Source organism: Methylobacterium sp. D48H (assembly GCF_053345715.1).
Map to the genome: position 1 here is coordinate 972,011 of NZ_JBKFAP010000001.1, position 13,513 is coordinate 985,523.

10 protein-coding genes are annotated in these 13,513 nt (G+C 71.2%); 4 read left to right on the forward strand and 6 right to left on the reverse strand.

Annotated features, from left to right (window positions below):
• Positions 1 to 150: 150 nt before the first annotated feature.
• Entirely contained in the window at positions 151 to 1,197 is a 1,047-nt protein-coding gene (locus ACLBX8_RS04740) for a threonine aldolase family protein (protein ID WP_447714669.1), read from the reverse strand.
• Between the two features lie 222 nt (positions 1,198 to 1,419).
• Between ACLBX8_RS04740 and rpsU the strand changes: the two genes are divergently transcribed.
• Positions 1,420 to 1,755 (forward strand): 30S ribosomal protein S21, encoded by a 336-nt coding sequence (gene rpsU / locus ACLBX8_RS04745; RefSeq protein ID WP_012322424.1) that lies wholly within the window; start codon positions 1,420 to 1,422, stop codon positions 1,753 to 1,755.
• 301 nt (positions 1,756 to 2,056) lie between these two features.
• On the opposite strand, the gene ACLBX8_RS04750 is transcribed toward rpsU, so the two are convergent.
• Positions 2,057 to 2,449: a response regulator gene (locus ACLBX8_RS04750; RefSeq protein ID WP_012322423.1), complete on the reverse strand. Its 393-nt coding sequence runs from the start codon at positions 2,447 to 2,449 to the stop codon at positions 2,057 to 2,059.
• 321 nt (positions 2,450 to 2,770) lie between these two features.
• Between ACLBX8_RS04750 and ACLBX8_RS04755 the strand changes: the two genes are divergently transcribed.
• Both ACLBX8_RS04755 and ACLBX8_RS04760 read left to right on the forward strand, forming a co-directional pair.
• Positions 2,771 to 3,556, forward strand: coding sequence for a class II glutamine amidotransferase (locus ACLBX8_RS04755; protein WP_020092942.1), 786 nt, complete (start codon positions 2,771 to 2,773; stop codon positions 3,554 to 3,556).
• A gap of 101 nt (positions 3,557 to 3,657) precedes the next feature.
• On the forward strand, positions 3,658 to 5,091 hold the full coding sequence (locus ACLBX8_RS04760; protein WP_447698472.1) for an NAD-dependent succinate-semialdehyde dehydrogenase: 1,434 nt from the start codon (positions 3,658 to 3,660) through the stop codon (positions 5,089 to 5,091).
• A 39-nt stretch (positions 5,092 to 5,130) separates the two neighbouring features.
• Here the strand turns inward: ACLBX8_RS04760 and ACLBX8_RS04765 are convergent, their stop codons facing one another.
• Positions 5,131 to 5,337 (reverse strand): SlyX family protein, encoded by a 207-nt coding sequence (locus ACLBX8_RS04765; protein WP_447698471.1) that lies wholly within the window; start codon positions 5,335 to 5,337, stop codon positions 5,131 to 5,133.
• 372 nt (positions 5,338 to 5,709) lie between these two features.
• Here ACLBX8_RS04765 and ACLBX8_RS04770 point away from each other — a divergent pair, with 372 nt between their 5' ends.
• On the forward strand, positions 5,710 to 7,185 hold the full coding sequence (locus tag ACLBX8_RS04770; RefSeq protein WP_447698470.1) for a methyl-accepting chemotaxis protein: 1,476 nt from the start codon (positions 5,710 to 5,712) through the stop codon (positions 7,183 to 7,185).
• Between the two features lie 17 nt (positions 7,186 to 7,202).
• Here ACLBX8_RS04770 and ACLBX8_RS04775 read toward each other — a convergent pair whose 3' ends face one another.
• The 3 genes from ACLBX8_RS04775 to ACLBX8_RS04785 all read right to left on the reverse strand — a co-directional run bounded on the left by ACLBX8_RS04775 (position 7,203) and on the right by ACLBX8_RS04785 (position 13,422).
• Complete coding sequence (locus tag ACLBX8_RS04775) at positions 7,203 to 8,357, reverse strand: diguanylate cyclase domain-containing protein (RefSeq protein ID WP_447698469.1); 1,155 nt, start codon at positions 8,355 to 8,357, stop codon at positions 7,203 to 7,205.
• Between the two features lie 295 nt (positions 8,358 to 8,652).
• Positions 8,653 to 12,723 carry a Pls/PosA family non-ribosomal peptide synthetase gene (locus ACLBX8_RS04780; protein ID WP_447698468.1) on the reverse strand — a complete coding sequence of 1,357 codons (4,071 nt, stop codon included), beginning with the start codon at positions 12,721 to 12,723 and terminating at the stop codon, positions 8,653 to 8,655.
• A gap of 111 nt (positions 12,724 to 12,834) precedes the next feature.
• Positions 12,835 to 13,422 (reverse strand): histidine phosphatase family protein, encoded by a 588-nt coding sequence (locus ACLBX8_RS04785; protein ID WP_020092948.1) that lies wholly within the window; start codon positions 13,420 to 13,422, stop codon positions 12,835 to 12,837.
• Positions 13,423 to 13,513 lie beyond the last annotated feature (91 nt).

Consider the following 13,513-nt stretch of genomic DNA (forward strand, 5'->3'; position numbering starts at 1 on the left):
GGCCGGCGTCGCGCGACGCTGGGTTGCTTCGCTGCGCTCGCAAGGACGCGCGTGCGCACGTCGCGCCAGCGTACTCACACCGCTCAGGGAAACTCGGCACCGGCGCGCGAAACACCTCCGGTGCGGCTCCGAACCGCTGTGTCCAGCGGATCAGGCCGCCGCGGCCGCCAGCGCGCGCAGGTCGCCGACCAGCTCGTCGACCCGCTCGGGCCGGGCATCCCAGGCGAACATGAAGCGCGCGCCTCCGCCGATGAAGGTGTAGAATCGCCAGCCCCGGGCGCGCAGGCCCTCCATCGTGGCCGCGGGCATCGTCAGGAAGACCGCGTTCGCCTCGATGGGAAACAGCGCCCGCACGCCCGGCAGACCGGCGACCGCCTCGGCGAAGCGCCGGGCGCAGGCATTGCCGTGGGCCGCGTTCCTGAGCCACGCGCCGCTCTCCAGCATGCCGACCCAGGGCGCCGCGAGGAAGCGCATCTTCGAGGCCAGCTGTCCGGCCTGCTTGCAGCGGTAGCCGAAATCCTCGGCGAGCGCGGCGTCGAAGAACACCACCGCCTCGCCGGCATGCATGCCGTTCTTGGTCCCGCCGAAGCACAGCACGTCGATGCCCGACCGCCACGTCATGTCGGCCGGGCTGCAGCCGAGACTCGCGCAGGCGTTGGCGAAGCGCGACCCGTCCATGTGCAGGGCGAGGCCCAGCTCCCGGCAGGTCGCCGACAGGGCCCGCAGCTCGGCGAGGCTGTAGACCTGCCCGGTCTCGGTGGGCTGCGTGATCGTCACCACGCGCGGCCGCGGGAAGTGGATGTCGCTGCGGTTCTGGGCGAGCCCGCGGATCGCCTCCGGCGTGAGCTTGCCGCCCTCCGTCCGGACGGTCAGCAGTTTCGAGCCGTTCGAGAAGAATTCCGGCGCGCCGCACTCGTCGGTCTCGACATGGGCCGAGTCGGCGCAGATCACGCTGTGGTAGGACTGGCACAGCGCCGCCAGGGCCAGCGCGTTGGCGGCCGTGCCGTTGAAGGCGAAGAACACCTCGCACGGGGTCTCGAACAGGTCCCGGAACGCGTCGGCCGCCCGGGCGGTCCAGGCGTCCTCGCCGTAGGCCGGGGCGTGGCCGCGATTGGCCGCCTCCATCGCCGTCCAGGCCTCCGGGCAGATGCCGGAATAGTTGTCGCTGGCGAATTGCTGCGAGTCGTCGTGTCTCATCCGCGCAACCTAGCACGGCGCAGGCGCAGATGGATCGCGCGGACAGGTTGGAACTGGTGCGCGCTTGGTGTAATAGCCCCGTCAAGGCGTGAGCTCCACGCCGATTCGGAAACCGACGTTCCCGTCCCTCCCGGGTTCTCACCGGGCGAGGGACGTTGCCGGTTTCCAGATCGGCGGCGGGCCACGTGAACCCAGATATCCAGGTCCAGAGGATCAAGTCCGTTGCAGGTACTCGTTCGCGACAACAACGTCGATCAAGCGCTCCGCGTCCTCAAGAAGAAGATGCAGCGCGAGGGCATCTTCCGCGAGATGAAGCAGCGCAAGGCTTATGAGAAGCCGTCCGTGCGCAAGGCTCGCGAGAAGGCCGAGGCCGTCCGCCGCGCCCGCAAGCAGGCCCGCAAGACCGCGATCCGCGAGGGCCTGATCGCCGCGCCGAAGCCGAAGCCCCGCTTCCCCGCCGGCGGCCGCCGTCCCGGCTTCCCGTCGCCGTCCGCCGCGCAGGGCCAGGGTGGCAACGCCGCCGGCCAGACCCCGGTCAGCCCGGCCCCCGCCGCCTGAGCGACATCTCTCCGGTCACGAGAAAGCCCGGCCTGCGCGCGCAGGCCGGGCTTTTTCTTTGGGTTGCGTCGCGGCCGGATGGAGGCGCCCGGTCGCGCGAGCCGCGTGTGGCGCCATGCCCCCTCTCCCGCACGGAAGAGGGGGCATGGCGCGGCTGTCTCGAACCGGGTCGCCCTTCCGACCCGCTGCGACACGAGCTGGAACAGCTCGAGGTCCCGGCGCCGCAGCCGGGCGGCGATCCGGGTCGCAGCGCTCGCGATGACGTGAAGGGGGTCGGCCGGCGCGCGCTCGGGCCGCCAGCTCAGGCCGCCTTGGCCGCCATGGTGGCGTGCTCGGCCTGGACCAGCACGTCGAGGGCCCGCCAGGGCTTCTGCATGTAGACCGCCTGGTCCGGGAGCCGCGCGTCCCGGCTCGCGCCGGAGGTGACGACCACGCGCACGTCCGGCCAGCGCCGCTTCACCGCCTGGGCGAGCGACACCCCGTCCATGGCACCGGGCAGGCGCACGTCGGCGAAGAGAAGCGCCACCGTCACGTCCGCGCGCTCCAGCACCGAGAGCGCCGCCTCCGCGCTCTCGCAGGCGATCACGCCGAGGTCTGTCTCCTCGAGCACCGCCGTCGCGAGATCGCGCACAGCCGCGTCGTCCTCCACGACGAGCGCCACGGGGGCGGAACTATCGGGCGTTGCGCGATCCATTAAAGTCTCCTGATGCCGGTGCCTTGCCCCGCGTCGGGCGGTCGCCTGTAGGGCGAACTTCTGATTCCCCGATTCGGCCATGCTGATCCTTCATGAGGCGGCTCACAAGAGTCGCCTCGCTCGGACGGGGAATGCCTGCCCTGCGGACAGACGGCCCCAATTTCATGCGGAACGCACGAAAATGGCGCAGTTTCCGGGCGGTTAAGAAACTGTTCACCGGAGTGGACCGACTGTTAACGTCCTGCGACCGAACGTCCCCACCCGCGCGGGGGCGTCTCGCCGGACCGAACGCGGCCCACAGCTGAAGGATCATCGTCCGACATGTGCCGTTTCCTCGCCTACAGCGGTGAGCCGGTCTTCCTCTCCGACCTCGTCTGCGCGCCGACCCACTCGCTGGTGCACCAGTCGCTGCACGCCGACGAGGGGAAGACCGAGACCAACGGCGACGGATTCGGCATCGGCTGGTACGCCGAGCGGCCCGAGCCGGGTGTCTACCGCGACATCTCCCCGGCGTGGTCGGACGAGAACCTCGTGAACCTCTGCGGGCAGGTGCGGGCGCGGACGTTCTTCGCGCACGTGCGCGCCTCGACCGGGACGGCCACCGCCCGGGCCAACTGCCACCCCTTCGTGTTCGGCCGCCACCTGTTCATGCACAACGGCCAGATCGGCGGCTACCACCGGATCAAGCGGCGCCTCGAGGCGCTGATCCCGGATTCCTACTACGACCATCGCCGCGGCAGCACCGACTCGGAAGCGATCTTCCTCCTGGCGCTCGCCAACGGCCTCGAGGCGGACCCCGTCGGCGCGATGGCGCGGACGCTGAAGACCGTCCGCGAGTTGATGGAGTCGGCGAATGTCTGCGAGCCGCTGCGCTTCACCGCGCTGCTCACGGACGGCGAGACGCTGACCGCCTATCGCTGGGCCTGCGACGGCCGGCCGCCGAGCCTGTACTATCGCGAGGGGCCGGGCGGCATCGTGGTGGTGTCGGAGCCGATCGACGGCTGCCGCGAGGGCTGGCGGGTGGTCCCGAAGGGCGCGACCCTGCGCGCCCGCCACGGGACCGCGACGCTCGTCGAGGCGCCGGAGCCCGCCCGCGCCGCCGCCTGAATACAGACGGCCCCAGCCATGCCGCCGCGGGGATTGCCGGGGCGCGCCACATCGCCACATTCCGCCTGCGGCCGATGGTGCGGCCGAGCGGGAATCGACCGATGTATCCGGATACCGAGCTTCACATCGCCGGGCGCTGGCGCGCGGGTGCCGACCGGGACACCCTGGGCGTCCTGAACCCCGCCACGGGCGAGACGATCGGCCAGTGCGCGGTCGCCACCACGGCGGATCTCGACGAGGCCCTGGCGGCCGCCGCCCGCGCCTTCCCGGCCTGGCGCAAAGTCGCGCCCTTCGAGCGCGCCAAGGTGATGCGCAAGGCGGCCGACCTGCTGCGCGCCCGGGTCGACGAGATCGCCCGGATCATGACGCTGGAGCAGGGCAAGCCGCTCGCCGAGTCGCGTGTCGAGACCCTGGCGGCGGCCGACATCATCGACTGGTTCGCCGAGGAGGGTAAGCGCGCCTACGGCCGCGTCATCCCGGGCCGCGCCGACGGCGTGCTGCAGGCGGTGGTCCGCGAGGCGGTCGGGCCGGTGGCCTGCTTCACGCCCTGGAACTTCCCGATCAATCAGGCGGTCCGCAAGATCTCGGCGGCGCTCTGCACCGGATGCACGGTGATCCTGAAGGGCCCGGAGGACACGCCGGCGAGTTGCGCCGCCCTGGTCCGCGCCTTCCTGGATGCGGGCATCCCGGGCGACGCGCTCTCGCTGGTCTACGGCGATCCCGAAGCCATCTCGGCCTACCTGATCCCGCACCCGGTCATCCGGAAGATCTCGTTCACCGGCTCGACCGTGGTCGGCAAGAAGCTCGCGGCGCTCGCGGGCGAGCACATGAAGCGCGCCACGATGGAACTCGGCGGCCACGCCCCCGCGATCGTGTTCGGCGACGCCGACGTGGAGAAGGCGGTGGCCGTCCTGGCCCCCTCGAAGTTCCGCAATGCCGGCCAGGTCTGCGTCTCGCCGACCCGCTTCCTCGTGCACGATTCGGTCTTCGATCGCTTCGTCGAGGGCTTCACGACCTTCGCCAAGTCGGTGAAGGTCGGCGACGGGCTCGATCCCGAGACCAAGATGGGACCGCTGGTCCACGGGCGGCGCCTCGACGCCGTCACGGCGCTGGCGGCGGACGCCGAGTCCAGCGGCGCGACGCTGCGGGCGGGCGGCAAGCGCCTCGGCAACCAGGGCAATTTCTTCGAGCCGACGGTCTTCACCGAGGTGCCGCTGACCGCCCGGATCATGAACGAGGAGCCCTTCGGCCCCCTGGCGATGATCAACCGGTTCTCCGACGACGAGGAGGCGCTCACCGAGGCCAACCGCCTGCCCTACGGGCTCGCGGCCTACGCCTACACCCGCTCCGCCGAGCGCGCGGCGCGGGTGTCGAACGCGGTCGAGAGCGGCATGATCTCGATCAACCACCACGGCCTCGCCCTGCCCGAGACGCCGTTCGGCGGCGTCAAGGATTCGGGCTACGGCAGCGAGGGCGGCCCGGAGGCCCTCGACGCCTACCTGGTCACCAAGTTCGTCACGCAGGCGAATTTCTGACGCGCCGGCCGGCGCGCCGCGGCGCGCCGGCCCCTCCCCTCAGTAATGCGGCGGCGGCGGTTCCGGCCCGCGCGGCGCCGCGCGGGCGGCCGCCTCCTCCACCTGCTCCCGCAGCGTGTCGAGCTGCCGGACGAGCCGGTCGATCACCCGCCACTGCTCGGTCACGGTCCGGTTCAGATCCTCGATCGTCGCGTCCTGCTCGGTCAGGCGCATCTCCAGGCGGTCGATCCGTGTCGCCTCGTCCATGTCGGGTCTCCAGGCAGTGCCGTGTCGCGAGCTGTCCCCGCCCCGATCGTCTCGGACCGCCGGCGTTCTACGCTCCTCCTAACGCAGGCCGCGCGCCGAACAACCCGACGGACCGCCTCCAGCCATGACCAGTCGAGAACGCCCATCGGTCGATGTATAGGCTCGAAGACCGATAATGGCGCAAAAGTGATTTATATCTCGGTTATCTTTCTCGTTTGTATAAATGCATTTTGCGACGATCAACTGCTCTACTACAACTTTCTCGCACTCTCATTGAGCCCGTTTCATGACGAGAGCACGCCATTGACGGTTTTTTAAGCGCGTCTCCTCATGATCGTCCGCACTTTACAGATCAGGCGGGCACGGGCTCCGATGGCGATGTTTGGTTCACGCGACGACGCCCTCCTCGCGGCGATCGACCGGACGATGGCGCGGGTGGAATTCGACCTCGACGGCACCGTCACCGACGCGAACGCCGTGTTCCTCGACCTCGTCGGCTACACGCTAGACGAAGTCCGGGGCCAGCATCACAGAATGTTCGTGCCTGAGGCCGACAGGTCCGGTCCGAACTACAGCGCCTTCTGGGACCGGCTGCGCGCCGGTCAGCACGAGGCGCGTGCCTTTCCGCGGGTGACGAAAGCCGGCCAGACCGTGTGGATCCAGGGCTCTTACAACCCGATCCTCGACCGCCGCGGCAAGCCCACCAAGGTCGTCAAGCTCGCCACCGACATCACCGCGGAACGCGCCCGCAACGCGCTCCACGCCGGTCAGGTCGAAGCGCTCAACCGTTCGCAGGCGGTGATCTGCTTCGCCCTCGACGGGACGATCACGGATGCCAACAGCAACTTCCTGTCCACGATGGGCTACACGCTGGAGGAGATCCGCGGGCGGCATCACCGCATGTTCATGGCGCCGGCGGAGGCGGCCAGCCCGGACTACACGGCTTTCTGGGCCGCGCTCGGCAACGGCCAGTACCAGGCGGGCGAGTTCCGGCGCGTCGGGAAGGACGGCCGCACCGTCTGGATCTTCGGCGCGTACAATCCGATCCTCGACGCCGACGGCAAGCCCTGCGCGGTGGTGAAGTTCGCCACCGACGTGACCCGGCAGGTCGAAGACCGCCAGCGCCGGGCCGAGGGGCAGCGCGCGATCGACGCCGACATCGCGGCGATCCGCGATTCGATGAGCCGGGTGGTCCGGCAGGCGGACGAGACCGCGGAGGCCTCGAGCCGGACAAGCCGCAACGTCGATGCGGTCGCTGCGGGTTCGGAGGAGTTCGCCGCCTCGATCGAGGAACTCAGCCGTCACGCGATGCAGGCGAAATCCTCCGTCGATCTGGTCGTTTCCCGCGCCGAGGAGGCGGGGGCGATCGTCGTGGGGCTGACCGGCGCCGCGGACCGGATCGGGGCGGCGGTGAGCCTGATCCGGTCCATCGCCGACCAGACGAACCTACTGGCGCTGAACGCCACGATCGAGGCGGCCCGGGCCGGAGCGGCCGGCAAGGGCTTCGCGGTCGTCGCCGCCGAGGTGAAGGCGCTCGCCGAGCAGACCGCCAAGGCCACCGGCGAGATCGGAACCCAGATCGCCGCCGTGCAGGCCGAGACCTCCCGGGCCGTCTCGGCGATCGACGGGATCGGCGCCACGATCGAGCAACTCAGCGCGATCTCGCTCAGCGTCTCGTCGGCCGTGACCGAGCAGGCCGCGGTGACCCGCGACATGACCGAGAACATGCAGTCGGCGGCGCAGGGCGTCGCGGCGATCCACACCGCCATGGCGGAGATCGCCTCCTCGGCGAGCGTCGTCGACGCCTCGGTGCGCAAGGTCTCGGAGGCGGCGCGCGCCCTCGCGTGAGCCGGCCCGGCAGGACCTCAGGCCGCGCGGGTGGCGGCCGGATCGGCCACGGAGATCCGGTCCCGTCCGCCATTCTTGGCGGCGTAGAGCGCGGCGTCGGCCCGCTGCATCAGCAGGTCGAACGCGATGCCGGGGCGCGCCTGCGCGATCCCGATACTGACGCTGACGCGCAAGGCCGGAAGCTCGGGAACCGCGAGTTGCGCGAAGGTCTGGCGCAGCTCCTCGGCCCGGGCCAGGGCCTCGGCGGGCGAGACGTCCGGCAGGAGGCACGCGAACTCCTCACCGCCGAGGCGGCCCAGCAGGGCCTCCCGCGGCAGCAGGGTCGACGCCATGGTGCAGAAGCCGACGAGGACCGCGTCGCCGACGCCGTGGCCGAAGCGGTCGTTGACGGCCTTGAACCGGTCGAGGTCGAACAGCAGCAGGGCGGCGTCGCCGTGCCGCGCCATGGCGTCCGCGGCGGCCCCGGCGAAGGCCCGGCGGTTGCGCACGCCCGTCAGCGCGTCGGTGGAGGCAGCGATGCGCTGCTCCCGCTCGGCCCGCTCCTTGACCAGCGCCATGAAGGTGAAGGCCGAGGCGATCGAGAACATCAGGGTGACGAAGCACAGGATCGCCACCCAGTGCGACGCGAGCGGGCTGAGACCCGGCTGCGGGGGCGCCACCAGCGTCGCGGGGATCCGCACGATGTAGAAGCTGCCGTGCAGTCCCAGGATGATGGCGGCGGCGATCCGGGAGGCGAGCCGCTCGGCGCGACCGCGCCAGATCTCCGCGGCCGCGGCGCAGCAATAGAGCGCCGCGGTGCCCGAGGCGTAGATGATGCGGGCCTCGATCGACGCGTAGAAGGTCGGGATCAGGCACAGGACGCACCAGCCGAGGGCGCCGGCCATGGCGATGCCCACCCGCGGCTCCCGATGCTCGAAGGAGCGGACGCCGCTCCAGATGAGGCCGTAGGCGGCGAGCACCACGGCATTGGCCAAGCCCACCGAGATCAGGTCGGGGATCTGGTTGCGCATCGCGAGGCCGGCCGATCCGGCCGCGCCCACGAGATGCGCCGCGCCCCAGTAGGCGAGCACCCGGGATTCGGGCGCCTGCCGCCACGAGGCCATGAAGAGCGTGCCGACCAGGAAGGTCGTCGCCGCGCTGACGACCAGCAGGGTGGCGGGATCGAGTTGCACGGACGCCTGTCTATCCTCGACCCGGACGTTAGCCGCCCCCGCCCCCGCGTCGCACTATGGCCGAGCAACGATACGAGCCGGCAGAGTATATCGCTCTATCTTGCCGGAAGCCACTGTAAGCTAGATTAGAACGGCCAACCGGGACGAGGGTGCTAGTACACCGGCATATTCGTCCCGGAGCCTGCCGGGTCTCCCGTGCTGAGTGCCGCAGGGTCGCCGACTCTGACCTCGGCGCGGGCCCGCCCCCGCACGGCCCCGGAACGCCGGGGCCGGAACGCGCGGTGCGGCCCGCCCGTCAGGCGCGGTGGATCACCGGGACCGCGGGCGCGCCCTCCCACTCGGTGTTGGCGGGGATCGACTCGCCCTTCATGACGATGGTGAGCGGGCGCAGCCGGGCGAAATCGCCCACCTTGGTGTCGTAGAGCACGGTCGAGAACGCACCCACCGAGACGCCGCGCCCGACGACGACGCGGCCGATCTTCATGATCCGGTCCTCGTAGAGGTGCGTCTGCAGTGCCGAGACGCGGTTGATCGTGGCGTAGTCGCCGATGGTGACGCAGTCGAATTCGGTGATGTCGGTGGTGAGCATGCAGACGCCCTTGCCGACCTTCACGCCGAACAGCCGGAGCACCCAGGGCAGGAAGGGCGTGCCCTGGAGGTGCTCGAGCAGCACCTTGCCGGCGAGCCCCCAGTAGGCCACCGCGATCGCCTCGGTGCGCATCGCCCACCACGACCACATCGGCTGCATGCCGGGCTTGTAGACGCCCATCAGCAGCCACTTCATCGCGATGACCGCCGAGGACTGGATCAGCGCGATGGCGACGCTCGCACCGACGAAGCTGTAAGCCAGACCCCACCAGTCCTGCTCCAGGATGGCCGGGTAGAAGTACCAGTCGATCGCCGTGATCGCGAGGGTGATGTAGAGCATCGGCGAGAACGAGGTCGCGAAGGCCTCGAAGACGCCGCGCCGGATCTTCGGCCACGCGCCGGGCTCGTAGGTCTGGGCGGTCGAGCCGAGATCGACCTTCTGGCGGGCCGGCAGCCGGATCGGCGGCGAGCCGAACCACGTCTCGCCGGGGCTCATCGCGGCGTTCTCGGGCGGCTTCGACTTGATGCCGATGAGAACGTCGTCGGGGATGACGGCGCCGGGCGGCACAACGGCGTCATTGCCGACGAAGACCCGGGCGCCGGTGCGCACCGGCTCCAGGTGCATCCAGCCGCGCCGGATCTCCTCCTCGCCGTACACCACCTCGTCGGCGATGAAGTTCTTCGCGCCGACCTCGGCGAGGTCGTAGCGGCCCGCGAGGTTGGTCGAGATCTCGGCGCCGTGGCCCATATTGGCGCCCATCAGCCGGTACCAGGCCCGCATGTAGACGGTCGCGAACAGCGACGAGAGCGTCTCCAGGGTGACCTCGACGGCGAGCGCCAGCGACCATTTCCGCAGGTAGAACAGCGAGTGGACCGAGTAGGTGCCGGAGCGGGTCCGCGGCAGCACCACCCAGCGGATGCCGGCGATCAGCAGCACCGTGCCGGCGGTCATCAGCATGGCGGTCGGCCAGGTGAGGATCGGCAGGTACCAGTGGTAGTCGATGTCGGTGATGTCGGAGAGCGAGTCCGAGATCTGGTCGAAGATGAAGAAGGCCGGGAAGATCGGCAGCAGACCCACCGCGGGGATCGCGCCGAGCAGCACCACGTAGGCCGCCATGAACGCCGCGCGGCGCGCGAAGGAGGCCTCGGCGGGGGGGGGCAGCTCCGCGGGGTCGACCATCCCGACCTTGCGGCCGGGCGAGCCGTCCCACCGCTCGGCCGCGCCCACCCGCGAGCCCGTGGGGATCGTGGTGAGGTCGGCGATCTCCGCCTGCGGCCCGATCACCGCGTCGTGGCTGATCACGCAGGAGGTGCCGACCGCCGCGTCCGCGCCGATCTCGACCCTGCCGATGACCAGCTCGTTGCCGACGATTTCCGCGTTGGCGATGACGAGGCGGCCGCCCAGGGACGCGCCGTCCCCGATGGTCAGGAGGTCGGCCGCGCCGATCTCGATGTCGGAGATGAGCGTGTCGCGTCCGACCTTCGCACCCATCAGCCGGAGGTAGACGGCGATCGCGGGCGAGCCCTGGAGCCACTTCACGTGGACGAGGGGCGCCAGTCGCTGCGCGAGCCACCAGCGATAATAGTAGGTGCCCCAGAGCGGGTACCGGCCCGGCTTGGTCCGGCCGAGGATCAGCCACTTGCCGGCGACCGCCGCGACCGCGGTCACGCCGTTGATCGCCACGTAGACGAGGAGCAGCACGCCGAGTTCGGCGAAGAAGCTCAGGCCTCCGCCGGTGAGCAGCAGGTAGGTCACGAACATGCCGAGCCACTGCGCGGTGGCCAGCGCGATCACGAAGGGCAGCGCGACGAGCTGCCCGAGGCCGCACAGCGCCCGGCGCAGCAGCGGCGGCGGCGCGAAGCTCAGGTCGCGGGTCGCGGCCCCGGCGCCCATGCCGCCCGTGCGGGCGATGAGCGCGTCGGCCATCGCCCGCACGGTGCGCAGGGCGTAGACGTCCGGCAGCGTGATGCCGGCCAGCGGCGGGTTCTCGCGCACCGCCGAGACGAAGCGCGCGGCGAGCAGCGAGTGGCCGCCGAGATCGGCGAAGAAGTCGCCCTCAAGGGCGATCGGCTGGTTGCCGAAGATCTGCTTGGCCGCGGCGACCAGGGCCGCCTCGGTCTCGTTGGCGGGCGTCTCCTGCTCTCCGTCAGCGGCGACCACCGTGAGCGGGGCGACCTTGAGTGCCTTGCGGTCGACCTTGCCGGACGTGAGCCTGGGCAGAGTCTCGGCCACCTCGAAATGGCCGGGCACCATGTAGGGCGGCATCTGCCCGGCGAGGGTCCGGCGCAGGGCGGCGGCGTCGATGGACCGGCCGCGCTCCGGGATCAGGAAGGCGACGAGGCGGTCGACGCCGTCGTCGTTCCGCAGCACGACGGCGGCCTGGTTGACGTCGGGCACCGCCCGGATCCGGGACTCGATCTCGCCGAGTTCCACGCGGAAGCCGCGGATCTTCACCTGGTCGTCGATCCGGCCGTGGAACACGATCCGGCCGGCGGCGTCGAGGGAGACCGCGTCGCCCGAGCGGTAGAGCACCGGGTCGGTCCCGTCCGACGCGAACGGGTTGGCGATGAATTTCTCCGCGGTCAGCTCGGGACGGGCGAGGTAGCCCCGCGCCACGCCGGGACCACCGATCAGCAGCTCGCCCTGCTGGTCTCGGCCGAGCAGGGTCAGATCCTCGCCAGCGACGTAGACGGAGTAGTTCGGGATCGGGCCGCCGATGGTCACCGGCTCGCCGGGCCGCATCTCGGCCGCGGTGGCCACCACGGTGGCCTCCGTCGGGCCGTAGGTGTTGAACAGCTGGCGGCCGCCGGTCGCCCAGCGGGCGATCAGCGGCTCGGGCAGCGCCTCGCCGCCGAGCAGGACGAGGCGCACCCGCGGCAGGTCGCCGGAGATCATCGCCAGGAGCGTCGGGACGGTGTCGAGCACCGTGATCCCCTCGGCCTCCAGGATGCCGGGGAGCGATTCCAGGTCGCCCATCATGACGGGGCTCGCCACGAACAGGGTCGCGCCCACGAGATACGGCACCCAGATCTCCTCCATCGAGAGATCGAAGGCCACCGAGGCGCCCTGGAAGACCACGTCGTCGGCGCGCATCCCGTAGAGGGCGTTCCCGGACCGCAGGAAGTGGCAGATGTTGGCGTGGCTGATGACGATGCCCTTGGGCACGCCGGTCGAGCCCGAGGTGTAGATCAGGTAGGCGGGGTGCTCGGGTGTCAGCCCGGCCGCGCGCGGATCGGGCAGCGGCGCGCCGGCGGGCGTCCCGGAGTCGAGATCGGCGGGCGTCAGGGCCGGGGCGGCGTCGGGCGCCGCCGCGGCGAGCGCCGGGGAGACCAGCAGCGCCTTCGCGCCCGCGTCGGCGAGGCACACGCCCACCCGGTCCGCCGGCGCCTCGGCGTCGAAGGGCAGCCAGGCCGCGCCCGACATCGTGATGCCGATCTGCGCCACGAGGAGGTCCGGGCCACGGGCCATCCAGAGGCCAACGATGTCACCCAGCCCGATGCCGCGATGGGCGAGGCCAGCGGCGATCCGGCCGGCCCGGGCGGCGACCTCCGCGTAGGTCAGGTGCGGGTGGACGCCCCCGGCGCCGACGCCGGCGCCGTCGACCAGGCAGGGATGATCGGGCCGGGTCTCGGCCGCGTGCAGGAAGATCTCGGCCAGGACCTCGTCGCGGATGAGGTCGGGCCGGTGGTCGCCGCGCAGGATCGCCGCCGCGGCTCCGAGAGGCGCGGGCTCCCCGGCCGTCGGTCCGGGCCGGGTCTTCTCGGCGACGTCGCTCATCCGCTGCTCCGCTGGCCGCCCGCTCGGGCCGGCGCCTGTCCTGGCCGCCGCCCTATAGCCTGCCGATCATGCCGTTATCGAGGCGGCTTTGCACTGCGCCGGCGCACGGGATCAAGCCCAGCGCCAGCCACCGGGCTCGAGGATCAGGACCTCGCCCTGGCGGATGCCCAGGCGGGGCGCCGCGTAGACGTCGAGGTGGCCGAGGGCGACCAGCGCTGCCCGCGCGACGCCGCCATGGGCGACGATGACCGTGTCCCGCTCCAGCCCCGCGATCATCGGCCCGACGCGCTCGACGAGGCCGGCATAGCTCTCCGCGCCGAGGCCGGGCGGGCGGTAGTGCCAGCGGTCCCGGTCGCGGCCGGCGGCCCCGGCCGGGTCGCGGCGGCGGATCTCCGCCCAGGTGGAGCCTTCCCAGCTGCCGAAACCGATCTCCCGCAGGCGCGGGTCGACGCGGTACGCCTCGGGCGGCAGGCCGAGGGCGCCCCGCAGGATCTCCATGGTGCGCCGGGTGCGCTTGAGCGGGCTCGCGACGAAATCGGCCTCTGCCAGGGCCGGCCCCGCCGCGGCGGCGAGGCGCTCCGCCACGGCCGCGGCCTGTGCCTCCCCCTGGGCATTGAGGTCGGTGTCGCGCCCGCCCTGGAGGCGCCCCTCGGCGTTCCAGGCGGTCTGGCCGTGCCGGATGAAGTAGATCGTACCCAACCGTCTCAACCCCGTCCTGCACAGGCGTCCGGAACAGCCTGGACTACCGGCCGTTCTCGCCGGCGGTCGGCAATATCCGGAACTAGGTCCT